We start from the raw sequence: 23,259 nt of genomic DNA on the forward strand, positions 1-23,259 counted from the left end.
GAGGACACACCATGACCGTCCCTGACGACCCCGCGCAGTCCCCGAACACCGCGGTGGTCACCCGGCTGGTCCAGGAGGTATTGGTTGGCGGGGACCTTCAGGTTCTGGACGAGCTCTACACCCCGGCCATGGCCCCGGTCGCCCGGCGCTGGATCGCACCGTTCCGCGCCGCTTTCCCCGATACCCGTATGCAGATCGTGCAACTGGTCAGCGACGGTGACACGGTAGCCGCCCGGTTCCGGTGTTCCGGCACCCACCTCGGTGACTGGCGTGGTTACACGCCCACGGGCCGGCGGTTCGAGAACATCGACGAGGTGTACTTCTTCACCTTCCGCGACGGTCTGATCGCCAAGGCCTGGGGTTTGGAAGACACCCTGGAACGCTTCCGCCAATTAGGGCTACGCCCTTAGAGCGGCTGCGCGCCCACCGGCGGGCCGGGCCTTTGACCAGGTTGGAGCGAAGAGTGTCAGCTCGAACGCGACGACGCATGGAGCTGCCCACGCCCTCCGGTGAGTCCCATCGATCTCAGGACCAGGTCTCACGGGGGCGGCCGTGGCCGAAAACGGTTTACATATGGCCGGCTACCGGACACCGATGACGGTGGCGAGGTTGCGGTTGTGGTCGAGCCACTGAGTTCCGGCCGTCGGTGAGGGGTGCGGACACCCGTTGGGGTGTCATCGGGGTGAGTGCCGGATGTCTGAACCCCGGACAGGCCATGGGTTCACACGGTGGAGATGGGCCTCTGTGTCAGCGAAGGGCGACCCCATATCATCAGTATCAGTATTGATAATGATATAAGTAGGGCATGGTGACTTCTGCTGCTCTTCTCCATCCGGTCCGCATGCGGGTCGTCCAAGCACTCCTTGCCGGTGACGGCTTGACGACCCACGAACTGCATGAGCGTCTTCCGGACATTCCGATCGCCACGCTCTACCGGCATGTGGCGTATCTGGTCACGCACGGACTGCTCGCCGTCGTAGGTGAACAGCAGGTTCGGGGGGTGAGTGAGAAGACCTATCGAGTGGTCGAAGGATTGGCCAATCCTTCGCCGGAGGAGCTGCGGGGCCTCTCGCCGGAGGAACTCCTCACGACGTTCACGATGTTCACCTCCGGGGTGATCCGTGACTTCGGTACCTATGTGAGTGCCGGTGAGCATGATCTGGTGGAGGATCGGGTGAGCTTCGCGCAGGCGGACTTCTGGGCGACGGCGTCTGAGGTCGATGAGTTCTTCGACACCGTGATGGGTGCGTTGCGGGCACTGATGGGCAACGAGCAGGGCCAGGGCCGCCGGCGCCGTGTCCTGACGACGGTACTGCTGCCGCGACCTGACACGGAGAACGCGCAATGAGGGCACCTGATCGCGGGCCGGGGGCACTGACGGTCGAAGCCCATGCTTTGGTGGTCGGGTACGGCGGGGCAGCAGTGTTGGGGCCCGTCGACCTCCAACTGGGCCCGGGTGTCACGGCGTTGCTGGGGCGCAACGGGGCCGGGAAGACCACGTTGATGCGCACCCTGTGCGGAGTGATTCCCGCGGTGTCGGGGCGGTGCACGGTCTTCGGCGCGCCGGTGCGTGACGGTGCGGTGGTGCGCTCCCGGGTCGGTTATCTCGGTCATGAGCTTGCCCTGGCGAGTGAGCTCACGGTGGAACAGAACCTGACCTTCTGGCGCGCGGTGCGGGACAGCGTTGCGCAGGCCACGTTGATCGAACACGACGCCCTGGTCGAGCAGTTCGATCTCAACACGATCCTGAACCAGCGTGTGAGGACCCTCAGCCGCGGGCAACGCCAGCGCGTCGACCTGGCGCGTCTGGCCATGACCGATCCCGACTTCGTGGTCCTCGACGAGCCCCTGACGGGTTTGGACCCTGTCTATGCCGCCCGGATGCGCGAGCTCCTGCGGGAGTGGGGCACCACCCGCACGGTGCTGTACTCCACCCACAGTGTCCCCGAGGCATTGGAACTAGCGCAGCGTTACTTGGTGGTGCAGGGAACGGACCTCATCGTCCTGGGCGAGGACGGCGCCGAGGTCAACGAGCAGATGATCCTGAACCACCTGGGAGCAGCCGCATGAGCCGCCCACAGGATCTGGCCGGCCGCCGTGTGCGTGCTTTCACCAGACGGGCGTGGATTCAACAAGGAACCATGGCCCTGTGGCTCTCCGCGCTGATCGGCGCCGGATACGCAGTGTTGATCTTCCTGACGCCGGGAAGCGTCGAGCTGATGCCCGATGTGCGGGAGGCCCTGGGTCTCTTGACCACGGATCTGGCTGCGGTACGGGATCTCGGCGGCGAGGTGGAGCCGATGAGCTCCTACCTGCTGGCCATGGCCCCGGCGCTGCTGGGTGCGTTGGTGGGCGTCGTCGCCACGCTCACCCTGCCCGGTGTGGTCGCCGATGATGTGAACGGCGGAGGCATCGAAGTGCTGCTCGCCAGCCCCATCCCGCGCCGTGACCTGTTCCGGGCCTACCTCGGCGCCGGCTTGCTGCTGGCCTGCGCATCCTGTGCCGCTGCGACCTCGAGCTTCGGTGTGGCACTCACCATCGGCGCCGTGCTCGCGGGCATGTCCGTCACTGTGACCGTGCCGTATCTGCTCGCCCTCATCGTGCTGCCGCTGTCCATGGGCGTGTGGTCGGCAAGCGTCACCTTGTTCGGGGCACTTCTGCATCCCAAGACCTTGGAATCACGGGCAGGCATGAACGGCGGCCCGATACGTCTTCTGGCCATCGCACCGACACTCTTCGCGGTCCCATCGGTGATGTTCCTCGGCCAATGGGTACTACCCGTCCTCGGCCTCGTCCTGCTGGCAACACTGCTGGCGAGTTCCCTCATCATTCGCATGACCGCCCGAGGATTTCGCAGCACCCGCCTTCTCGGCCACTAGAACCACGACCCGCCAACGATCCTGAGCGCAACAAGCACCATCCGCGGCAGCCCGTAAAGGGTTGCCCATTGAACGCCGAGGTGAGCCTGCGCCCGGGCGGGATGTAGTGGCCCTGGGGCGTGCATCGAAGCTGGCCCTCCCGCGCGCGGAAAGTTAAAGCACCTCCGCACCGAGCACGATGAGGCCAGCCAAAATGCCAGCACATCCCAGGACGCCGATGGGACCGGCGGTGAAGGCAGCTTCTGCTCGGTACTGCGGATGATTCGGCGGAAGAACCTGGCGCCGTGAGGCGTAGAGACCCGCAAGTGCCTTCCGGCAAAGCAGGAAGACCACACCGGTGATCACCATGGCAGCACCCAAGACAAGGCTCGGCCACCCCACTAGAACATCTCCCGCGGCAGGAACAGACCCATCAGAATGATCACGACCCCCAGGACGACGGCGCCGACCCCGGGATAGAGCAGCGCCGAAGAGCCGGTGCGATCTGCGAAGATCTGACCGACTCGCCGGCCGAACAGCACGCTTTGGGCCTCGATGATGACTGAGATCAGCGTCTTGCGGAACCTGATGACCACCATCCCGAAGACGATCATCACGGGGCCCATGATCAGGGCCGGCCAGAAGATGTCCTCCACTGCACACCTCCTGTAGAACTTTCCGATTTGTCTCGGCTCAAGCCCAGAACTATCAGGCCCAGCGCGCACGGAGAAGGCGCACTTGTGCTGGCGTGCAGGCTAATGCACGTCGAGGCCACGCCCATGGTTGCTGTGGCGCACCCTCGCTGGCCTTCGAAGAGGCGCTACAGGGCGTGCAGGTACCGGCGGGTGTATCGCTGCTGCAGGCGATGGCTGACCGGCGCCAGGGCGCGGGACCACCAGGTGCCTGGACGGGAGAAGGCGGTGATGGTGAACACGACGGTGTCGTCCTCCCGCCATTCGACGCAGAACCTCTCCTCGCCCTGCTCGGGGTGGCCCTGCAGGGTCCCGTAGGCGAAGCCCCGCCGGCGCTCTTCCTCCACGACGTAGACCACCTGGCATCCGAAGGAGATCCGCAACAGGTGCCGGCCCAGGCGCAGACGGACACGGCTGTCCTGCTCGACGCGCGGTGTGGTGGCCACGACAGTCAGTCCGGCTGCCCGGTGCGTCTGCCAGCTCATCAATCGATCGGCTGCGTGGTGGAACGTCGACTCCCCGTGGTCGATCACCCGGCGAACCCCCAGATGGTCGTACCCGTTGGGGAGCTGCCCAGCGGTGGCGCCAATCTCCGGATAGGTCAGCGGGCGGTCGAGCAGAGTCATAGCGCTCACTATGCCAAGGAGGCGCTTTACATATGGCGAGGCTACCGGCCCGACTCGTGAGTCCGCGGTGCAGTAAGCGCGGCCCTCCGTATCAGTGGCCACCCTGACGTCGTCAGGGCGTAGCATCTGCCGGTGTCAGAGACCCGACAGGAGAAGTGTGGAGGTGGGCCGCCGTTGGACGTGCTCATGGCGGCCCTGCCCATTGTGCTGACCTTGGTGCTGCTGCTCGTGCCGGCGCCGCCGTGGGTGGCTCCCGGCGCCGGGCTGGTCTCAGCCGTGCTGATCGGCCTGGCCTGGTTCGACACCCCTGTGGGGGAGGTGGCCTCGGCCTTCGGCCAGAGCTTCTGGACCCTGGTCGAGGTGCTGGCGATCATTGCCGGCGGGATCCTGCTCGCACGGGTCATGGACCGGACCGGTGCGCAGGAGAGCCTGGCCCGGTGGCTCTCGTCCGGGGGCGGCCCCACAGTGGTCTCGGCGCTGCTCATGGTGCACGGGGTGGTGCCGTTCCTGGAGACCGTCACCGGGTTCGGCGTCTCCGTGATCATCGGGCTGCCGCTGCTGCTGTCCCTGGGGTTCACGCCGTTGCGGGCGGCCTCCCTCTCGCTGGTCGGGCTCATGGTGGGCCCGTGGGGCTCGATGGGCCCCGGCACTCTGCTGGGCTCCCAGATCGCCGGCGTCTCCCTCCACGACCTCGGGGTGGCTTCCGGGGCCCTGAACGTCATCGCCTTCTGGGGCTCCGGTGCCGTGGCCGCGGTCATCGCCGGCCGGGGGCTGCCCACCTCCGACGGCCGGCCCCGGCCTGCTGACTACGGCGCCTGGATCGGCATGGGGCTGGCGTCGGGAGTGGTGCTGTCCGTCCTGGTCCTTGCCGCGAATCTGGTGTTCGGCACGGCCGTGGCCGGTGCGGTGGCGACCCTGCTGATGTCCGCGGGCTGGGCCGGGGTGATCAGTCGAGGACGTCTGGGGCCCGCCCCGGTCCGGGCTCTGGTGCCGTACCTGGTGCTGCTGGGCGGCACCATCATCGGGCAGCTTCTCGAAGACCGGCTGCCGCTCGGTGGGTTCGGCGCAGTGCTGGGCTCGCCGGCCCTGTGGTCCAGCGCCGGAGCCCTGGTCGGGATCGTGGTGCTCTCCCTGGCCAGGGGCCACCGGCGCCGGCTTCCCCGGGAGAGCGCCCGGATGTGGCTCCAGGTGGCGGTGCCGACCGGCCTGTACCTGGTGCTGGGCACCGCGATCTCCGGGGGCGGTTTGGCCGAGGCCCTGGCCACGGCGCTGACCGGGCTGGGGCAGGCCTATCTGTTCCTGGTCCCGCTGCTCGGTGGCCTGGGCGGTTACATCACGGCCTCGGGCACGGGCGCCAATGCCATGTTCGGGGGCACCCAGGACGCGGCCGCGCATGCCCTGGGCATGGACCCCCTGTGGATGATGGCCTCCCAGAACGTGGCGGCCGGACTGGCCTGCCTGGCCAGTCCGGCGCGCATCGAGCTCGCCTACCGGATCGCCGGCCCGCTGCACCGGAAGGACACCCCCGGGCCTGCCTTCACCCGGGCGGCCCTGGTCGCCAGGACCCTGCCGTTCGTGCTGGTGTGCTTGGTGCTGTGGGGCATTGTGAACATGCTCTGGATGCCGACAGCAGGCTGACCCCTGGGCCCTGCCTTTCCTCCGGCGCCGAACGGGCCTCGCGGACGTGATCGGACCAGCGGCTCGGACAGGAGCTCAGGAGTGATGGTTCCCGCCGCTCAGGGCCATGGACGAGGTGAAGCGATGGTCAGCGCTGAGCTGGAAGCGACCGGCGGCCGAGGTGGAACATGTCTGTTGGACATCTCCGGCCCTCGAAATCTCCCGTTCTGCCGACGCCGTGGTTCCGCTCTTGAGGCTGTCGTGAGCCCCCAGGCCCCCTGCTGCAGATGCTGTCCCGCACCAGCCGGGGACGCATTGCCTCGGACCGTCGGGGGAGTGAGCCGCACGGCTCGCTCCCCCTTCATAGTCCCCTCATGTGCCGTCGATAGGCTGAGTCTCATGTCAGGAGAGTGGCGGGAAAGGGTGCGGACGGAGTTGAGGTCTGTCCGCAGCCGGGTACTCGCCACGACCCTGGTGTTCCTCGCCGTCGCGCTGCTGACGGTGGGTGGGCTGACCCACTATCTGCGCCTGGTCGACGTCGATGAATCCGTCCGCCAGGACATCGTCCAAGAAGCGGGGGAGTTGCAGCGGCTGGCGCAGCGCGGTCCCCTGGGGCCGGACGCGTCCCCGTCCGAGGATCTGGACGCATTGGCTGAGGAGCCGTTCACGGATCTGCCCCAGCTGTTCTATGTCTTCATGACCACCACGGTCCCCGGGGAGTACGAGAGCATCCTCGCGCTCGTCGACGGCGAGCCGGCGTTCGAGCACGCGGCCCGTTCCCGGTTCCAGCTCGACGACCCGACTACGATCGCCGCGGTGGTGGAGCGGGCCCGGCCCGGGCAGACCGTGGTCTTCGACCACGAGCAGGGCGGGCGCATGCTCCGCCTGGGCGTGATCTCTGTGGTCCTGGACGAGGATCCCCGCCAGGGCTACCTCGTCGTCGGCTTCGACATGAGCGCTCAGCGGCAGATCGTGCTGGACTCGCTCTGGCGCTACCTCGGCATCGCCGCCCTCACGATGGTCGTGGCCGGCCTGGTGGCATACGTCCTGGTGGGGCGGGTCACGGCCCCTATCACGCGACTGCGGCGGGCCACTGAGCAGATCAGCCCGGAGGACCTGGGACGGCGTGTGCCCGTGACGCAGCAGGACTCGGACGTGGGTCAGCTGGCCGCGAACTTCAACGGCATGCTCGGCCGGATCGAGGCCGCCTTCGTCGAGCAGCGTCAGTTCCTCGACGACGCAGCCCACGAACTGCGCACGCCCCTGACGATCCTGCACGGCAACCTCGAGCTGATGGATGAGCACGACGCTGCGGACGTCGCGGAGACCCGGGCGATGCTCTTGGACGAGATCGAGCGGATGAACCGCCTCGTGGAGGACCTGTTGCTGCTCGCGAAGGCGCAGCGGGCGGACTTCATCCGGCCCGATCCGGTCAACATCGGAGCCCTGCTCGACGACGCCATGGACCGGGTGCGCTCCCTCGGGGACCGGAAGTGGTCGCTCGAGTCCCGCGCCGAGGGCTGGATCCTCGCCGACGGGCAACGGCTCACCCAGGCCGTGGTTCAGCTTGCGGCCAACGCGGTGAAGTTCTCCGCCCCGGGGGACGTCGTGGCGCTGGGCGCCGCCTGGTCCACCGGGGCCCCGGCGAACGGAGCGGGCGAGAGCGACGGGTCCGTCCGCCACGTGGAACTGTGGGTCCGGGACACCGGTCAGGGCGTGGCAGAGAAGGATCAGCGCCGGATCTTCGAACGTTTCGGCCGTGCCGAGACCGGGCGCACTGTGGAGGGGGCCGGTCTTGGCCTGGCGATCGTCACTGCCATCGCCGAGGGCCACGGTGGGAGCGTCCGATTGCGTTCGAGCCCTGGGCAGGGATCCATGTTCACGCTACGGTTGCCCGTCCAACAGGTCGCCGAGGCACTCATCGACTCGTCCGTCGGTCCCAGAAAGTAGAGGACGCCCATGGCCAGCATCCTTATCGCCGAGGACGAGGAGCGGATCGCCCGCTTCATCCAAAAGGGTCTGCGCGCCGCGGGCTACACGACCACGGTGGTGGAGGACGGTGCGAGCGCCCTCGACTACGCGAGCACCGGGGAGTTCGACCTGCTGATCCTCGACGTCGGGCTGCCCGGCATGGACGGTTTCAAGGTGCTGTCCGTGCTGCGCTCCATGGGCTTCTCGATTCCTGTGATCATGTGCACCGCCCGCGATTCGGTCGAGGACACCGTTGCGGGTCTGGAGCAGGGCGCCGACGACTACCTCGCCAAGCCCTTCCGCTTCCAGGAGCTGCTGGCCCGTGTCCGGGTTCGGCTGCGCGACCGCGCCGTCGGGGACCTGGCCGCCGACGAGCTGCGCTACGGGGCGCTCTCCCTCGACGTCGGGACCCGTTGCGCGGTGCTGGAGGGTCAGCAGATCGAACTGTCCGCCCGTGAGTTCGCCATGGCCAGGGCCTTCCTCGAGAACCCGGGTCAGGTGCTCACCCGGGAACAGCTGCTGAACAAGGTGTGGGGATACGACTTCGAGGGCTCCTCCAACGTGGTCGACGTCTACGTCCGGTACCTGCGCAACAAGCTCGGACCCGAGCAGATCATCACCGTGCGCGGTGCCGGGTACCGCCTCGCCCGCCTCTAGCAGCCGGGCCCGCCTTTCCTGTGCGGCCGATCCGCATGCGCTGAAAGATGAGAACTCTTTCATCGACGGCTCATGTTCCCATCATGTCCCCCCTTCACAGTGGAGGCGGTTGCAAGGACGTCGGACGGTCTGGCGTCTCCCTGAGGAGGACATGATGAGCGACGACGAGCTGCGGGTGGTGCTGTACTCCCACGACTCCCAGGGTTTGGGGCACACCCGGCGGAACCTGGCCCTGGCCCGTTCCCTGGCTCAGCACCTGCCGGCGCTGACCGGGCGCCGGGTCACAGGCATGCTCCTGACCGGCGTCGACGATGCTACGTCCTACGGTCGGCCCGAGGGCTTCGACTGGGTGGTGCTGCCGGGAATCCGGAAGGGCTCCGGCGGTTACGCGCCGCGCAACCTCGCCGTGGGCATGGCGCACCTGACCTCCCTGCGCTCCGGGATGCTGGACGCGGCGCTCACCGGCTTCCGCCCGCATCTCGTCGTCGTCGACCGCCACCCCTGGGGCGTGGACGGGGAGCTGCTGGAACCGCTGCGACGGCTGCGGGCCCAGAGCCCCGGCACCGCGGTGGTCCTGGGCCTGCGCGAGGTGCTCGACGATCCCGGGGCCGTTGCCCGGGAGTGGGCCGCGCTCGGGGACCTCGACCGGGTGCACGAGGTCTACGACCAGTTGTGGGTCTACGGCGACCGCGCCGTGCACGACCCGGTGGCCTCCGGGGAGATCCCCGCGGCGCTCGCCGACCTGGTCCGGTACACCGGTTACCTGGCGACCGGACGGGCTGCCGGTCGCCGCACGAGCGGAGTCGATCGGCCCTATGTGCTCACGATGGTCGGCGGAGGCTGTGACGGACACCGGCTGACCCTCGCCGCGGCTCGTGCCCGGATGCCGCACGGCCACGAGCACGTGGTGATCACCGGACCGCAGATGCCGCAGGAGCACGCCGAACAGGTGCGCGCGGCCGCCGTGCCGGGCACCCGCGTCCTGCCCTGCGTCCCGGACGCTCTCGCGGAGGTCGTCGACGCCAGCGCGGTGGTGTCCATGGGCGGCTACAACTCCGTCGCCGAGATACTCACCACGAACACCCCGGCCCTCCTGGTGCCCCGCGACCGTCCTCGTCAGGAACAACTGATCCGGGCCCGCGCGCTCCAGGCACGCGGCGCCGTGGATGTGCTGACCGTCGACGCCCTCACCAGCACCGCGCTCAGCGGGTGGCTGCACCGCGTGGCCGGCACCGTTCAACCACGCCGGCACCTGGCCCTCGGCGGGCTGCACACCGTTCCCGTGCTCACCGCGGAACTGCTGGCCAGGGCCGCGGCTTCCGTGCCCGCGGGCGCGCCGACCGTGGCGGTGAGCCTCTGATGGGCGGTCACCGCATCGGCTACGTGCTCAAGGTCTACCCCCGCTTCTCCGAGACCTTCGTCGTCACCGAGGTGCTGGCCCGGGAAGCTCAGGGCGAGGACCTCACGATCTTCGCCCTCCGGCACAGCACGGACCCCCGCTTCCACCCCGAGCTCGCCCGCGTCCAGGCGCCGGTCCACCACGTGGAGCGTCCCGACCGGGCCTCCGCCGGCTGGGCCGTCCTGGCCCGTGCGACGGAGGTGATCCCCGGGTTCGGGTCTCGCTTCGCCGAGCTGCTGCCGGAGCTGGCCGGCACGGAGGCCGCGGAGGTCCACCAGGGGGTGGCGCTGGCCACTCAGGTCGTGGAGCAGGGCATCACGCACCTGCACGCCCACTTCGCGACGCTGGCCGCGCACGTGGCCGAGATCGCCTCCCGGCTCACGGGGGTGCCGTTCTCGGTGACGACCCACGCCAAGGACATCTTCCACGACTCCGTGGACCCGGCCCGATTGCGTCGCACCCTGGAGCGGGCCGAGCACGTGGTCGCCATCTCCGAGTACAACCGGTGCCACCTGGCCGCCGCGCACCCCGGCCAGGCCCACCGGTTGCGGCTGGTGCGCAACGGGCTCGAGCTTCACCGCTTCCCCTACCGGGACCCCGCCCCCGTGGGCGAGGTCCTGCGGGTCGCGGCCGTGGGCCGGCTCGTGGAGAAGAAAGGATTCGACCGACTCGTTCGGGCGGCCGCGCAGTACCGCGCAGCCGGTGGACGGCTCTCCGTCACGATCGCCGGCGGCGGCGAGCTGGAGCAGCACCTGCGGGCCCTCATCGAGCAGCTGGGCGCCGCGGACGTCGTCGAGCTGGTGGGTCCCCGCACCCAGGCCGAGATCAGGCGGCTGCTGGGCGCCGCGGACGTTTTCCTCGCCCCGTGCGTCGTGGGGGCAGACGGCAATGCCGACGGCCTGCCGACCGTGCTGCTCGAGGCGATGGCCCTGGGCGTGCCGGTGATCGCCACCGATGTCACCGGCATCCCCGAGGTGGTCCGCAACACTGCCCCGCGCACGGGGATCCTCGTGCCGACCGCCGACGACGACGCCCTCCTCAGGGCTCTCAGGACCGTCGCCGAGCCGGGTTTCGACCGGGTGGGCACGGCCCGGGCCGCCCGCACGCTCGTGGCCCGCGACTACGACTCCACCGAGCAGGCCGCCGCCCTGCGATCGCTGCTGCCCCCGCTGGTCCCCACCGTTCCACCGTCCGGTCCGACCTCCGCCGCGACCTCCACCGAACCCCTCGTCGCGGCCCCCGCCGCGGTTCTTGCCCACGTCCTCGGAGGAGCTGACCGCTGATGCGCCTCGCCTATGTCTGCGCCGATCCCGGCGTCCCCGTGTTCGGTACGAAAGGCGCCTCCGTGCACGTTCAGGAGGTCCTGCGGACCTGGCGGGCCCGTGGCGCCGAGGTCCGCCTTTATGCCACCCGCCTCGGTGAGGACGTCCCGGACGACCTCGCCGACGTCCCGGTCGTCCACGTCCCGGTCCAGGCGGCCCCCGCCACGACGGCACCCGGGCGCACTGCCCGCGTGGCCGCCCGTGAGCGCGCCCAGGCGCACGCCGCCCGCTGGATCGCGGAGCGGGTCGTCGCCGACGGCGCCGATGCGGTGTACGAGCGGTATTCCCTGTTCTCGACGGCCCTCACCGAGATCACCGACGCCCTGGGCGTCCCGGGCATCCTCGAGGTCAACGCGCCGCTGATCGACGAACAGCAGACGCACCGCGACCTCGTGGACCGGGCCGCCGCTCTCGCCGCCCTCTGCGCTCAGGTGGGGGCCGCCACCCGCACCGTGTGCGTATCGGAGCCGGTGGCACACTGGGTGGATCGGACCGTGGCCGTTGCCGGCGGGCGTGCTGGACGCGTACTGGTTGTGCCCAACGGGGTCAACGTGGACCGAATCCGTCCGTGCGCTGACTCGGCCGTGGCGGGACCCGACCCGGTGCCGCCGGTGGTTGTGTTCGTCGGCACGCTCAAGCCGTGGCACGGCGTGGAGCACCTGCTGCGCGCCCGGTCCGTGGCCACTGCTGACTGGCGGCTTCGCGTGGTGGGGGACGGCCCCCAGCGGGTCCCCCTCGAGGAGCTGGCCGCCGAACTGGGCGTCGAGGTCGAGTTCACGGGTGCGGTGGCCCCCGCCGGGATCCCCGACCTTCTGGCCGACTGTGCGGTGGCCGTCGCGCCCTATCCCGCCACGCAGGACGCGGCGGGGCAGTACTTCTCGCCGCTGAAGATCTGTGAGTACGCCGCAGCGGCCCTGCCTGTCGTCGCGTCCCGCGTGGGCCAGGTCCCGGCCGCGGTCGAGGACAGGGTCACCGGGCTGCTCGTGGAGCCCTCGGATCCCGCCGCGCTGGCTCGAGCCGTCGACACGCTGGTGGCCGATCCCGACCGGCGTCGTGCCATGGGTCGGGCCGGCCGCCGTGACGCGGTCGCACGACGTTCCTGGGCTGCGGCCCTCGACCGCACCCTCGCCGGCACGGAGCTCGAGTGCACAGGTCTTACAGGCACGGGGCTGAGGGGCCCAGGTGACGCCGAGGCCGGTGCCGAGCCGTCGGTTCCCGCGGGGGCACGCCGGTGAGCGGGGGCAAGCATTTCGACCGCCGGGCCCTCCGCCGCACCCTCGGGCTGCTCGGCCCGCATCTGCGCGAGCGCCGCCTGCTGGCGGGGGGCGGGGTGCTGATGCTGCTGCTCGAGGTGGCCTTCCGGGTGCTCGAGCCCTGGCCGCTGAAGATCGTCGTCGACGCCATCTCCCTCTCCCTCGGCGCTGACAACGTCGACCCGTGGATCCCCGCGGCCTCGTGGCAGCTGCTGCTGGCCGCCGGACTGGCCACGATCGCGGTGGTGGGTTTTCGGGCCCTCGCCAATTACCTCGCCACGGTCGCGTTCGCCCTCGTCGGCTCCCGTGTCACCACCGCCCTGCGGGCCCGGGTGTTCGCCCGCGTCCAGGCGCTGTCCGACCGCTATCATTCGGTCTCCCGGGCGGGGGACACCGTCCAGCGCCTGGTCTCGGACATCGGCAAGCTGCAGGAGGTGGCCGTCACGGCGGGGCTGCCGCTGCTGGCCAACGTGCTCACCCTCGTGGTCATGTGCACGGTGATGCTCGTCCTCGACTGGCTCCTGGCCCTGGTGGTGGTCGTGGCGATCCTGGCCTTCCTGCTCGTGGGACGCGGCTCCTCGGGCCGGATCACCGAGGCTTCGCGGCGGACCCGGCAGGGAGAGGGCGCCTTGGCGAACACCGCCCACGAGTCCCTCGGCGCCATCCGCACCGTGCAGGCCTACGGGCTGGAGGAGCACATGGCCGAGTCCTTCGCCCGCTCCAACGAACTGGCCCTCACCCAGGGGGTGCAGTCCCGCCGTCTGGCCGCCGCGCTCGAGCGGACCACGGACGTGATCGTGGGGGCGGCCACCGCGGCAGTGATCTTCGGCGGCGGCATGCGGGTCCTCCAGGGCGCGATGAGCCTGGGCGACCTGGTCCTGTTCATCACCTACCTGAAGACGTGCATGAAACCGTTGCGGGACATGGCCAAGTACACCGGGCGCATCGCCCGCGCCGCGGCCTCCGGGGAACGAGTGGCCGAGCTGATGGAGGAACCCGTGGACGTGCGTGAGGCCCCACACGCCCTGGTCCTGCCGGGGGTGCACGGGGAGATCGCCCTCCACCACGTGGACGCCGCCTACGGCGACCCGGAGCGTGAGGGGCGCACCGTGCTGCGCGACGTCGACCTCGTGATCCCGGCGGGCCAGCACGTCGCCGTCGTCGGCCCGTCCGGGTCCGGGAAGTCGACCCTGGTCTCGCTGCTGGTGCGGATGATGGACCCGGTCGCGGGCTCCGTGACCCTCGACGGCCACGACCTGCGCGTGCTCAGCCTCGGCACCCTGCGCAGCAGCACCGCTCTGCTGCTGCAGGACTCCGTCCTGTTCCACGGCACCGTGCGGGAGAACATCCGGCTCGGCCGCCCGGCGGCCACCGACGCCGAGGTCGAGGCCGCCGCCGAGGCAGCCCAGGCCCACCACTTCATCACCGGGTTCCCGCAGGGCTACGACACCCCGGTGGGAGAGCGCGGGGCCACGCTCTCCGGCGGTCAGCGCCAGCGCCTGGCCATCGCGCGCGCCCTGCTGCGCGACGCACCGGTCGTGCTGCTCGACGAGGCCACCACAGGACTGGACCCGCAAGCCGCCCGGGACGTGCTGGACGCCGTCGGCCGGCTCGTCCGAGGCCGGACCTCCATCGCCGTGACCCACGACGCTGCACTGGCGCTGACCTGCGACCGGGTGCTGTGGGTCCAGGACGGCCGGATCCTGCTCGACGGCACCCCCGAGGAGCTGCTGTCCCGCCCCGACGGCGTGTTCGCCGCCTGGGTCGAGCAGCAGCGCACGCGCCGACGTCGGGAGGTCCGGACGTGAACGCCCACCTGCCGCACTCCTGGGAGAGCCTGCCGGCCCTCGACACGATCCTCGACGCCGACCGACTCACCGAGCTCTTCGGGAACGAGCTCGGCGGAAGACTGCGGACGAGCCGTTTGCGCTACAAGCCGGGGGTCTCGGTCGTCGCCCGCGTGGACGTGGAGGGAACCGGGGCGGTGCACTGGGTCGCGGCCTACGCCCCCACCGGGGACGGGCGGGACAAGCTCGACAAGGTCATGGCGCGAAACGATCACGAGACGCGCCACGGCCGCAGCGGCCCCGTGCTCGTATCGGGCGTCCCGGGCCGGCCCGGGCACCGACTGGCCGTGGGCCGGATCGCAGCGGATCCGGACCTTCGGCGCCCGCTCATCGCACTCGATCCACAACAGGGGCAGAACCTCGGACAACCGGGAGCTCCCGCCCGGCTGCTCCGCTACAACCCCCGGCGCCGGGCAGTGTTCACGGACACCGACCACGACACCGGCGCCCGCCTGGTCACGAAGGTCACCGCCGGCCCCAGCCCCGCGGACCCCGCGCTGCTGGCCCGGCTAGCCGCGGCGGGAGTGCCGGTGCTCGCCCCCGTCCCAGCTCCCGGACGAACGTGGTCGCCGCACGCGGTGCGCTACCCGTGGTTCGGCAGCGGTGACCTGGCCGACCTGGCCGCCGACCGCTCGGATGCTTCCGCCCGCGTGACTGCTCTCCCGGCGGCCACGGCAGCCGGCGCCGCGCTGGCCCGGCTGCACCTCGGCGGTCCGTCGCTGATCGGCTCCGCACGGGTCGGGGTTCCCATCGTCCCGGAACGGAAACTGACTGCCCTCGCCGCCGACCTCGGCGAGCTGGACACCGACCTGGCCCAGCGCTGCGCCCTCATCGGGCGGGCAGTGACCGCCGCGATCACCGAGCGGGAGCGGGCCGGCCTGCGGTTGCTCCACGGTGACTTCTCAGCCGACCAGGTGCTCGTGGAGCGCTCCGCGGGGCCAGAGGCCCCGCAGCTCCGCCTCACCGACCTCGACCGCGTGCGCACCGGCCCGGCCGCCGACGACCTCGGCGGGTTCCTCGCCGTCGAGCTCCTCGGATCGGGAACCATGGAAGCACCCGATGGGCCGGAGAAGCCTGCACTGACCGGGGCCCTGCTGCGCGGGTACGGGGCCGAGTCCGACCTCCCGGGCCCCGACGAGATCCTGGCCTGGGCCGCGTTCCACGTCCTCGCCCGAACCATGGAACCCTTCCGCTCGAGCGCCCAGGACTGGCGGGAGCGCACCCACCGGCAACTCGTGCTCGCGCACCAGCTCCTGGAGCAGGCCCTCCAGGCGCCCAGTACAGACACCCGCGATGTGCCGCACGACCGCTCGGCGCCCTCGTCCGCTCCACCGGTGCGCGTCCCGGAGGCCGTGACCGACGCCGACGGCAGTCAGCTGCGGGTGTGCCGTGCCTGGCCCACCGGTACCGGGCGGCTCGCACTGGAGCTGGCGGACGACCAGGGACGCGTCAGAGCAGGCGAGGCGATGCCCGGCCCAGACCGGTCGTGGACGGTGCACGTCCTCCCGTACGGAGAGGACCCCCGCCTGCCGGGTCTCGCCGCCGCGGTCGCGGACAACGGCCGTGTGGTGGTGCACCGGCACCACCGGCGTGCGGTGGTCGAGACCAGGGACCGCTACGTCAAGTACCTCGCGCGCGGGCGGGCCGTACGAGTCGCCGAGCTGTCCGCAGCACTGCACGGGCAGGGCCTCGCAGCCGGCTTCGCGGTGCCCGTGGTACTGGGCCACACCGAGGACCGGGTCGAGTTCTCCGTTCTGCCCGGGCGGAGCCTGCACGAGCTCGGGGCAAAGGGCCATGCGGACGACTACCGTGCCGCGTGCGGCCACTGGGCAAAGCTGTGGCCCGTGCTCGCCACCACCGTGCCCGGGGACGAGCAACTACCCGAGCACACCGCCGAGGACGAGGCCCGCACCCTGAGCAGATGGGCGGGGCGGCTCGAGGCGTTCCCGGGGCTGCTCGACGCCCACCCCGGGGTCGTCGACCATCTGGCACGGCGGATCGGCGAGGACCTCGTGGCCCTGCCCGGCCGGCGGCGCGCACGAACCGTGCTGCACCGCGATCTGCACGACAAGCAGCTGCTCTTCAACGGCGAGCAGCTCGGGCTGCTGGACTTCGACACGGCGGCCCACGGAGAGCCCGAGCTCGACCTTGCGAACCTCACCGTCCACCTGGAGCTACGCGTGGCCCAAGGTCTGCTCGACCCCTCGCTGCAGGCGGCGGGGCACGAGGCAGTCGCCGCCGTGGCCGAGACCCTGGAGGCGGACCCGGCTCGCCTGGCCGTCTACGCCGAGGCGACCCGGCTGCGGCTCGCCTGCCTCTACGCCTTCCGCCCGCGCTGGCGCCACGTGGCGCAGGGACTGCTCGACAAACTGGGCTCCTGAGAAGGTCCTCATGTTCTCATGCCCGTCTCACGGCGTTGCCGGACACTGGACGGCATGAGGATCTTCTGGTCGGCAGTCTCCCTGACGGTCGTCGCGGCGCTGGCGCTGCTGCTGTGGAGCGTGGCCGGCGACACGGACCGGGTGGAGATCGTGCGCGACGGCGTCTCCGTGAGCGGCACCCCCGCACCGGGCCCGTCACCCGGCGCCGTCCAGCGCTCCGAAGCGCCGTCCGCCGAGACACCGGTCCCCGAGAACACGTCGAGCCCCGACACCGACAACGCGGAACGGAATGCGGAAGACTCCACGACAACCAAGCCGGCGGACCCGCTCCCCGATGAGCAATCCGCCCCGGTGGATCCGGCTCCACCGGCCCAGGTCCCGCTGCCCGTGCAGCCCGCCCCGGCCGACGACGACTGGGACGACGACTGGGATGATGACTGGGACGACGACTGAGAAGCAGGGGATGGCGAGGACAGCAATTGGACTGCAGCAGCGAACCCGGAAGCTGCTCACAGGGGCGCCTCTGAGATGACCCTCTCAGGTGGACGTCTGGTTCTGTGCCACGGGTCGCCAGGGGCGACGGGGTCACCACTGCGCCATGCTCACGGGGGCGTCCGCCGTGGGGATCGGTGCTCGGTGGTGGAGTAGGACCGAGCTTGAGCCGGACGGCGCGGATCGTCCCGGTCAGGTGCACCGGCAGGTCGGCCAGCACGAACACCAGTCGGGTCACGGCACAACCTTCAGTCCATCACCACCGTGATCGCTGGATCTCCGGCTCGAGGCCGAGCGCGAGCTCTTCGAGGCGGGCGGGGTCTTCCCCGGCGCGCTCATCGACGCCTGTCTCGTGGGCTTGCGCGACCCCGACGACGCCACGCCGGTCGGGGAGCTCGCAGAAGATGCGGCTGCCCGGGAGGAGCTCATTCGCCGTCACTGGCACGTCGGCTGAACACGGCCGGCCGTCGGGCCGTTGGAACGTGTCGGGAAAGTGCTGACGGGGCCTGTCTGGCCTACCAGGGGCGGAGGCGGGTCTTCGGGACGTCAGCCCGATCATCGACCCTTTGACCATCGCCTCGGGGTGAGTGGGGAGGCGTTCGGAGTCGTCATCGGGGCGACGATCCTTGAAATCCCTTTCGACATCTTCAGTGCGGATTGCTTTGCATATGGCCCGGCTGCCGGCCACTGACCCACTGGAAGTCTTGTCTCCGGTGGGGCTCCCGTTCGGCCGATCCTGCTCCGGTTCCGCGGTGTTCTGCGGCCCGCCGGACCGTGCCAGTGCTCGGGTGGCTCAGCAGGGTGCTGGTGCAGCGCCGCCCGACGTCGATGTCCTGCATCGGAGGCACGAATCCCCGGTGAGACGGGATCCGGGTGGACGCTGTGCCGGGCCAGGCTCCTGCCGTCCTGACCGACGCCCTCACGGTTCGTGCTGGATACCTCGGATTGCTCCTCGGCCAGGGTGTCTTCTCGTGCGTCAGCCCTGTCAGGCGGATGCGGGACCGGGCTGGGGCGGGACCAGGACGAAGTTGCCGACGTGCGTTTTCTCCAGGAATTCCTGTTGTGCGGTCGCGATCCGGTCGAGCGGGAAGACCTTGGCCAGGAGCGGCCGGATCTCCTCGCGCTCGATGTAGGAGATGAGGTCCGGGAAGACCTGTTCGTCCCACGCTGTGCACCCGATCAGGGTGAGGTCCTTCAGGTAGAGGGTGCGCATGTCGAGCTCGACCAGGGGGCCGCCGATGGCACCGGAGGAGACATACCGCCCACCCCGCACGAGGAGTCCGAGCAGCTCCGGGAAGCCGGGGCCGGCCACGTTGTCGATCACGACGTCCACGCTCTGAGCCCCCAGCAGGTCCAGTGGCTCGTGGCGCCCGATGACCTCGTCGGCGCCCAGGGCACGGACCCGGTCCTGTTTGGTCTCACCGGCCGTGCCGATGACGTGCGCTCCGCGTCGTTTGGCCAGCTGCACCACGGCCGATCCGACGCCGCCGGAGGCGCCGGTCACCAGGACCCGGGTTCCGGTGGTGATCCCGGCGCGCCCGACCATGTTCTCCGCCGTTCCGTAGGCGCACGGGATGGTGGCGAGCTCCGCGTCGCTCCAGTGCGAGTGGACCGGGAAGGCCTCGTGTGCGGGGACGGCGACGAACTGTGCGAAGGCTCCGTCGACGTCGGAGCCCAGCCAGACGGTGTCCCACGAGGAGAAGCTCCGGGTGCGCATGCAGGGCCGGACCAGCACTCGATCCCCGAGCACGGACTCGTCCCCGCCGGGACCGACGGCGACAACCCGGCCGCAGCAGTCCGCGCCCTGGATCAGGGGGAACGGGGTGGCCGCGTTCCAGCCCCCGTCCGGCCGCGCCGAGGCGTCCCCGGTAAGGTCCTCCGAGGCGTCGTCGGTGCCTGCCGTCACCGAGGAGGAGTACCAGCCCAGCCGGGTGTTGATCTCGGTGTTGTTGACCCCGGCCGCCAGGACCTGGACCAGCACCTCGCCCTCGCCCGGCTCGGGTGTCGGCACGCGGGACAGCACGAGCCGGTCACAGCCGCCGACCCCGGTCGTGACGACCGCGACCATGGTCCGGACGGGAGCACGTTCCGCGGGGCGGGAAGAAGGCGTGGCCATGGCCCCATCCTCTGCCACCCGGGCTGGGGGCGCCATAGAGCCGATGGTGGCGGTGTGCCTTTCGACGGGCCGACAGCGCGCACCGGCTGCCTGCCTCCGGTCAACAGCTCGCCTCGGGCGCCCACAGTGCGGGACCGAGGTGAAGTGATCCCGTCAGGGGCGCTTTCGCCCGATCAGCATCCGTGCCTACCGGTTTCCCGCGAGGCGCTGTCGGTCAGAGGTAGACGAAGTGGGAATCGTAGTCGGTGGCCATCTGAACGACCATGCGGTCCAGGAGGGCGGAGACATCGATGCCGGCCTGGGCGAGGGCGGGGAGCACCACGGTCTCTTCCTTCTCGATCCGCAGGGCGATCAGCACGGCCAGAGCGCGGGCGGACAAGGCCGCTTCCAAGGCGGTGTCGGCCTGCTCGATGCGCTCGATCAGGCGCAGGAGGAACTGGTGGTCGACCTCGAGTGCGGCGACGAGGCTGTGGGCGCCGATCGTGCGTGCGCATTCGTAGAGAACGCGTTCCTCGGTCTCGAGGTGAGCGAGGACATCACCGCGCAGGAAGTGGACGAGGGCGCTCCGGGCGCGCAGGTCGTCGTGGCCGGTGTCGATGGTGGCAGTGAGGGCGTCGGTGCGCTGGGTCAGCGCCGACCACAAGCCGGCGTGGTGGCCGCGGGAATCACGGGGCACGGAGCTCATCGGGTCGGCGGCGTCGGTGGTGTCGTTCTCGTTTGTGGTGGTCATGCTCGTATTTAACTAGCATATGATAGGCAAATTCAAGGGTTCGACGGGGGCGGGATCCCTCGGCCGGCCGGCGTTCTCGCTCATGACGAAAGGATTTTGTGATGGCAAAAGAAATGACTCCCGACGAGCGACGGTTGCTCTCGCGGTGGATCGAGCAGTTGAGGGTCGAGTTCGACCTGGAGGGGCTGGACGTCCCCCTCGAGGAGCTGCTGGCTCTGGCCGGGGCCGTTTCCGCCGCGGTGGCCCGCCCCGCGGTGCCGGTGACGGCCTATGTTGCCGGTTACCTCGCGGCTGTCCGTGCCCAGGGCCTCGAGGGGCCTGGCGCTGGGCAAGCGGTGCGCGACGTCGCCGGCGTCGTCCCGGCGCCGGCGGCCGGTCCCCGGGAGGGCTGAGGGCGGCGGGGCAGCACCTGGTGTTCGCCTCGGTGAAGCGAGGTGCGGCGGGGTTCTCGCCCGGAATGCCCGCGTCCCCGAGTTCGCGCGCACGGGGACCTGTACGTTCTCGCAGCTGTCCTGCTCCGCTCCCCGAATATTGCGCTTGACATACTGAATAGAGTGGCCGTAACGAGCCTCCGGGCGGAGCAGTCGCCGAAAGCAGCCGCTCCTCGATCCTGTGGGGCATCGATCGGACCGGGAGGCAACCGTGGCCATCCAGCAGTACACCGCCGATCAGACCCGGGCCGCACCCGTCCCGGCCGTGGTGCCCCGGTCCAAAGGCCGGATGGTCGTCAACTGGATCACGTCCACCGACCACAAGACGATCGGGTACATGTACCTGATCTCCTCCTTCGCCTTCTTCTGCATCGCCGGGGTGATGGCGCTGCTGATCCGTGCCGAGCTCTTCGAGCCGGGCATGCAGATCCTGGAGACCAAGGAGCAGTACAACCAGCTGTTCACCATGCACGGCACCCTGATGCTGCTGATGTTCGGCACCCCGCTGTTCGTCGGCTTCGCCAACGTCATCGTCCCGCTGCAGATCGGCGCCCCCGACGTCGCCTTCCCGCGGCTCAACGCCCTGGCCTTCTGGTTCTTCCTCTTCGGATCCCTGATCGCCACCGCCGGGTTCCTCACCCCGCAGGGCGCGGCCTCCTTCGGCTGGTTCGCCTACACACCGCTGTCCAACTCCTCGTTCTCACCCGGCGCCGGCGGTGACCTCTGGGTCTTCGGCCTGGCCCTGTCCGGCTTCGGCACGATCATGGGCGGCGTCAACTTCATCACCACGATCCTGTGCATGCGCGCCCCGGGCCTGACCGTGTGGCGGATGCCGATCTTCACCTGGAACGCCCTGATCACGTCCTTGATGGTGATCATGGTCTTCCCGCCGCTGGCCGCGGCGCTGTTCGCACTCGGCATGGACCGCACCCTGGGCGGGCACATCTTCGACCCGGCCAACGGGGGAGCGGTGCTGTGGCAGCACCTGTTCTGGTTCTTCGGCCACCCCGAGGTCTACATCATCGCGCTGCCGTTCTTCGGGATCGTCACGGAGATCATCCCCGTCTTCTCGAGGAAACCGATCTTCGGGTACAAGGGCCTGGTCTTCGCGACCATCGCCATCGCTTCCCTCTCCATGACGGTGTGGGCCCACCACATGTACGTCACCGGTGCCGTGATGCTGTCCTTCTTCGCGTTCATGACCATGATGATCGCGGTGCCCACCGGGGTGAAGTTCTTCAACTGGATCGGCACCATGTGGCAGGGCTCGATCACCTTCGAGACCCCCATGCTCTGGGTCCTGGGCTTCCTGTTCACGTTCCTGTTCGGCGGGCTCACCGGGGTGATCCTGGCGGTCCCGCCGCTGGACTTCCACGTCTCGGACACCTACTTCGTGGTCGCCCACTTCCACTACGTGGTCTTCGGGACGGTCGTCTTTTCCATGTTCGCCGGGTTCTACTTCTGGTGGCCGAAGTTCACGGGCAAGATGCTCAACGAGCGGATCGGCAAGATCCACTTCTGGCTGCTGTTCCTGGGCTTCCACATGACGTTCCTGATCCAGCACTGGCTCGGGGTCTCGGGGATGCCGCGGCGCTACGCGGACTACCTGCCCGAGGACGGGTTCACCTGGATGAACCAGATCTCCACCGCGGGTTCCATGCTGCTGGGCCTGTCGATGATCCCCTTCTTCTTCAACGTGTACACGACCTGGCGCAACGGCACGAAGGTCGAGGTCGACGACCCGTGGGGCTTCGGCGGCTCGCTGGAGTGGGCGACGTCCTGCCCGCCGCCGCGGCACAACTTCACCTCGCTGCCGCGGATCCGCTCCGAGCGCCCGGCCCTGGACCTGCACCACCCGGAGCTGGCCGCGGAGTCCCCGCAGCAGTCCCCGGTCGACGACGCCGCCATGGCCACGCGGAAGGATTGAGCCTCGGGTGTGCCTCGTGACGGATCTCCGCTCCGGAAGGGCCGCCGGTTCCCACCCGGACCTGTTCCGTGTCCTCGGCGCGGCATGGGTGGTCTTCGGAGGTCTCGTCGCCGCCATCACGGGACCACTGCGTCTGGAGCACGGCTCCTGGGTGGCCGCATTCTCCGTCCTGGTGGCCGGTGTCGCGCAGATCGCCTTCGGTGCCGCACAGAGCGCACTGGCGTCACAACGGCCGTCCCGACGAACCGTCGTGGTCGAACACGTGGCATGGAATGCCGGCGGTGCAGCTGTGATCGGCGGAACCGTCGCACGAATGCCGTTCATCGTCGACGTCGGCGGACTCCTCCTCGTCGTCGCCCTCGCACTGATGATCCGCACGGTGTCGGGCCAGGGCGTCGGACCGACATGGGCCCTGTGGACCTACCGGACCCTGCTCGTCGTCATCCTCGTCAGCATCCCCATCGGGCTCACCTTGGCCCACCTGCGGGCCGCGTGAAGAAGCCACCGGCAGGTCACGGCCCTCTGGCCGGTCGACGGCACCCCCGATGGTGGACGCTCCGCGGGACTGCTGAGGCTGTGTCCGGCTTCGGGCAGGCCGGTGCGGTCGGATCAGGGAGTCCGAACAGCGCGACCCAGCCGTTGGGACACTCTTGCGGAGGCGGCCTTGCAGGCGGCCACGAGATGGGTGAGCCGTTCCTCGGTGACCCGATAGCGAGGCGCTGCGATCATGACGGCGGCAACGAGCTCGTCACGGTGGTCGAAGACAGGTGTGGACACGCCCACTTCGTCCACCGAGGTCTTGCCGTAGTTGACGGCCACGCCGTCGGAGCTGACCTCGCGCAACAGCTGTTGATAGGTCGTGACCCTGCGTGTCAGGGTGAGTTGAGTCCAGTGGTTCACAGCAAGTTCGCCTGACGCAGGGCGAGATCAGGATCGACCA

Annotated in this window: 21 protein-coding genes; 16 read left to right on the forward strand and 5 right to left on the reverse strand. The window is 69.8% G+C overall.

What is annotated here, in order from left to right:
• Positions 1–11: 11 nt before the first annotated feature.
• The 4 genes from ACPYN7_RS15205 to ACPYN7_RS15220 all read left to right on the forward strand — a co-directional run bounded on the left by ACPYN7_RS15205 (position 12) and on the right by ACPYN7_RS15220 (position 2,879).
• Positions 12–410, forward strand: coding sequence for an ester cyclase (locus tag ACPYN7_RS15205; RefSeq protein WP_284563864.1), 399 nt, complete (start codon positions 12–14; stop codon positions 408–410).
• Positions 411–805: 395 nt separating this feature from the next.
• Positions 806–1,348: a helix-turn-helix domain-containing protein gene (locus tag ACPYN7_RS15210; protein ID WP_424348190.1), complete on the forward strand. Its 543-nt coding sequence runs from the start codon at positions 806–808 to the stop codon at positions 1,346–1,348.
• Complete coding sequence (locus ACPYN7_RS15215) at positions 1,345–2,070, forward strand: ABC transporter ATP-binding protein (protein WP_424348191.1); 726 nt, start codon at positions 1,345–1,347, stop codon at positions 2,068–2,070. The genes ACPYN7_RS15210 and ACPYN7_RS15215 overlap by 4 nt, the downstream gene beginning before the upstream one ends.
• A 71-nt stretch (positions 2,071–2,141) precedes the next feature.
• Positions 2,142–2,879 (forward strand): hypothetical protein, encoded by a 738-nt coding sequence (locus ACPYN7_RS15220; protein WP_424348192.1) that lies wholly within the window; start codon positions 2,142–2,144, stop codon positions 2,877–2,879.
• 380 nt (positions 2,880–3,259) lie between these two features.
• Here ACPYN7_RS15220 and ACPYN7_RS15225 read toward each other — a convergent pair whose 3' ends face one another.
• Both ACPYN7_RS15225 and ACPYN7_RS15230 read right to left on the reverse strand, forming a co-directional pair.
• A complete protein-coding gene (locus ACPYN7_RS15225; protein WP_424348193.1) occupies positions 3,260–3,514 on the reverse strand; it encodes a hypothetical protein in 255 nt (84 codons plus the stop codon).
• Between the two features lie 164 nt (positions 3,515–3,678).
• Positions 3,679–4,176 carry a DUF1990 family protein gene (locus ACPYN7_RS15230; RefSeq protein WP_424348194.1) on the reverse strand — a complete coding sequence of 166 codons (498 nt, stop codon included), beginning with the start codon at positions 4,174–4,176 and terminating at the stop codon, positions 3,679–3,681.
• Positions 4,177–4,308: 132 nt separating this feature from the next.
• Here ACPYN7_RS15230 and ACPYN7_RS15235 point away from each other — a divergent pair, with 132 nt between their 5' ends.
• From ACPYN7_RS15235 to ACPYN7_RS15275, 9 genes are all read left to right on the forward strand, one after another.
• Positions 4,309–5,814, forward strand: coding sequence for an L-lactate permease (locus tag ACPYN7_RS15235; RefSeq protein ID WP_424348195.1), 1,506 nt, complete (start codon positions 4,309–4,311; stop codon positions 5,812–5,814).
• 414 nt (positions 5,815–6,228) lie between these two features.
• Positions 6,229–7,743, forward strand: a complete 1,515-nt coding sequence (locus tag ACPYN7_RS15240; protein ID WP_424348196.1) for a sensor histidine kinase — start codon at positions 6,229–6,231, stop codon at positions 7,741–7,743.
• Between the two features lie 9 nt (positions 7,744–7,752).
• Positions 7,753–8,421, forward strand: coding sequence for a response regulator transcription factor (locus tag ACPYN7_RS15245; protein WP_058872353.1), 669 nt, complete (start codon positions 7,753–7,755; stop codon positions 8,419–8,421).
• 154 nt (positions 8,422–8,575) lie between these two features.
• Positions 8,576–9,781, forward strand: a complete 1,206-nt coding sequence (locus ACPYN7_RS15250) for a glycosyltransferase family protein (protein ID WP_058872362.1) — start codon at positions 8,576–8,578, stop codon at positions 9,779–9,781.
• The gene (locus ACPYN7_RS15255; protein ID WP_082696855.1) at positions 9,781–11,103 is read left to right on the forward strand and encodes a glycosyltransferase; all 1,323 of its coding nucleotides are present in this window, start codon (positions 9,781–9,783) and stop codon (positions 11,101–11,103) included. Before ACPYN7_RS15250 ends, ACPYN7_RS15255 begins: the two co-directional genes overlap by 1 nt.
• On the forward strand, positions 11,103–12,377 hold the full coding sequence (locus tag ACPYN7_RS15260; protein WP_082696856.1) for a glycosyltransferase family 4 protein: 1,275 nt from the start codon (positions 11,103–11,105) through the stop codon (positions 12,375–12,377). Before ACPYN7_RS15255 ends, ACPYN7_RS15260 begins: the two co-directional genes overlap by 1 nt.
• A complete protein-coding gene (locus tag ACPYN7_RS15265) occupies positions 12,374–14,203 on the forward strand; it encodes an ABC transporter ATP-binding protein (protein ID WP_424348197.1) in 1,830 nt (609 codons plus the stop codon). The genes ACPYN7_RS15260 and ACPYN7_RS15265 overlap by 4 nt, the downstream gene beginning before the upstream one ends.
• A complete protein-coding gene (locus tag ACPYN7_RS15270; RefSeq protein ID WP_424348198.1) occupies positions 14,200–16,623 on the forward strand; it encodes a phosphotransferase family protein in 2,424 nt (807 codons plus the stop codon). The genes ACPYN7_RS15265 and ACPYN7_RS15270 overlap by 4 nt, the downstream gene beginning before the upstream one ends.
• Before the next feature lie 54 nt (positions 16,624–16,677).
• Positions 16,678–17,076, forward strand: a complete 399-nt coding sequence (locus ACPYN7_RS15275) for a hypothetical protein (protein WP_424348199.1) — start codon at positions 16,678–16,680, stop codon at positions 17,074–17,076.
• A gap of 1,024 nt (positions 17,077–18,100) precedes the next feature.
• On the opposite strand, the gene ACPYN7_RS15280 is transcribed toward ACPYN7_RS15275, so the two are convergent.
• Positions 18,101–19,231 carry an alcohol dehydrogenase family protein gene (locus ACPYN7_RS15280; RefSeq protein WP_424348200.1) on the reverse strand — a complete coding sequence of 377 codons (1,131 nt, stop codon included), beginning with the start codon at positions 19,229–19,231 and terminating at the stop codon, positions 18,101–18,103.
• A gap of 214 nt (positions 19,232–19,445) precedes the next feature.
• Positions 19,446–19,961 (reverse strand): hemerythrin domain-containing protein, encoded by a 516-nt coding sequence (locus tag ACPYN7_RS15285; protein ID WP_058872359.1) that lies wholly within the window; start codon positions 19,959–19,961, stop codon positions 19,446–19,448.
• A gap of 101 nt (positions 19,962–20,062) precedes the next feature.
• On the opposite strand from ACPYN7_RS15285, the gene ACPYN7_RS15290 reads away from it, so the two are divergent.
• From ACPYN7_RS15290 to ACPYN7_RS15300, 3 genes are all read left to right on the forward strand, one after another.
• Entirely contained in the window at positions 20,063–20,353 is a 291-nt protein-coding gene (locus ACPYN7_RS15290; protein WP_058872360.1) for a DUF6457 domain-containing protein, read from the forward strand.
• Between the two features lie 328 nt (positions 20,354–20,681).
• Positions 20,682–22,319, forward strand: a complete 1,638-nt coding sequence (gene ctaD / locus ACPYN7_RS15295; protein WP_424348202.1) for a cytochrome c oxidase subunit I — start codon at positions 20,682–20,684, stop codon at positions 22,317–22,319.
• Positions 22,320–22,335: 16 nt separating this feature from the next.
• Positions 22,336–22,815, forward strand: a complete 480-nt coding sequence (locus ACPYN7_RS15300; protein ID WP_058873623.1) for a hypothetical protein — start codon at positions 22,336–22,338, stop codon at positions 22,813–22,815.
• 113 nt (positions 22,816–22,928) lie between these two features.
• Here ACPYN7_RS15300 and ACPYN7_RS15305 read toward each other — a convergent pair whose 3' ends face one another.
• Complete coding sequence (locus ACPYN7_RS15305; RefSeq protein ID WP_424348201.1) at positions 22,929–23,219, reverse strand: IclR family transcriptional regulator domain-containing protein; 291 nt, start codon at positions 23,217–23,219, stop codon at positions 22,929–22,931.
• Positions 23,220–23,259 lie beyond the last annotated feature (40 nt).

It is taken from the genome of Kocuria sp. CH-021 (assembly GCF_049716185.1).
GTDB classification, from domain to species: Bacteria; Actinomycetota; Actinomycetes; order Actinomycetales; family Micrococcaceae; genus Kocuria; species Kocuria cellulosilytica.

What these genes read in the sequence shown, in the direction of transcription:
- ACPYN7_RS15260 (WP_082696856.1), top strand. Translation starts at nt 11,103, where the DNA reads ATGCGCCTCGCCTATGTCTGCGCCGATCCCGGCGTCCCCGTGTTCGGT.
- ctaD (WP_424348202.1), top strand. Translation starts at nt 20,682, where the DNA reads ATGGTCGTCAACTGGATCACGTCCACCGACCACAAGACGATCGGGTAC.
- ACPYN7_RS15280 (WP_424348200.1), bottom strand. Translation starts at nt 19,231, where the DNA reads ATGGCCACGCCTTCTTCCCGCCCCGCGGAACGTGCTCCCGTCCGGACC.
- ACPYN7_RS15250 (WP_058872362.1), top strand. Translation starts at nt 8,576, where the DNA reads ATGAGCGACGACGAGCTGCGGGTGGTGCTGTACTCCCACGACTCCCAG.
- ACPYN7_RS15255 (WP_082696855.1), top strand. Translation starts at nt 9,781, where the DNA reads ATGGGCGGTCACCGCATCGGCTACGTGCTCAAGGTCTACCCCCGCTTC.
- ACPYN7_RS15245 (WP_058872353.1), top strand. Translation starts at nt 7,753, where the DNA reads ATGGCCAGCATCCTTATCGCCGAGGACGAGGAGCGGATCGCCCGCTTC.
- ACPYN7_RS15230 (WP_424348194.1), bottom strand. Translation starts at nt 4,176, where the DNA reads ATGACTCTGCTCGACCGCCCGCTGACCTATCCGGAGATTGGCGCCACC.
- ACPYN7_RS15220 (WP_424348192.1), top strand. Translation starts at nt 2,142, where the DNA reads ATGGCCCTGTGGCTCTCCGCGCTGATCGGCGCCGGATACGCAGTGTTG.
- ACPYN7_RS15290 (WP_058872360.1), top strand. Translation starts at nt 20,063, where the DNA reads ATGGCAAAAGAAATGACTCCCGACGAGCGACGGTTGCTCTCGCGGTGG.
- ACPYN7_RS15210 (WP_424348190.1), top strand. Translation starts at nt 806, where the DNA reads ATGGTGACTTCTGCTGCTCTTCTCCATCCGGTCCGCATGCGGGTCGTC.
- ACPYN7_RS15205 (WP_284563864.1), top strand. Translation starts at nt 12, where the DNA reads ATGACCGTCCCTGACGACCCCGCGCAGTCCCCGAACACCGCGGTGGTC.
- ACPYN7_RS15275 (WP_424348199.1), top strand. Translation starts at nt 16,678, where the DNA reads ATGAGGATCTTCTGGTCGGCAGTCTCCCTGACGGTCGTCGCGGCGCTG.
- ACPYN7_RS15215 (WP_424348191.1), top strand. Translation starts at nt 1,345, where the DNA reads ATGAGGGCACCTGATCGCGGGCCGGGGGCACTGACGGTCGAAGCCCAT.
- ACPYN7_RS15285 (WP_058872359.1), bottom strand. Translation starts at nt 19,961, where the DNA reads ATGACCACCACAAACGAGAACGACACCACCGACGCCGCCGACCCGATG.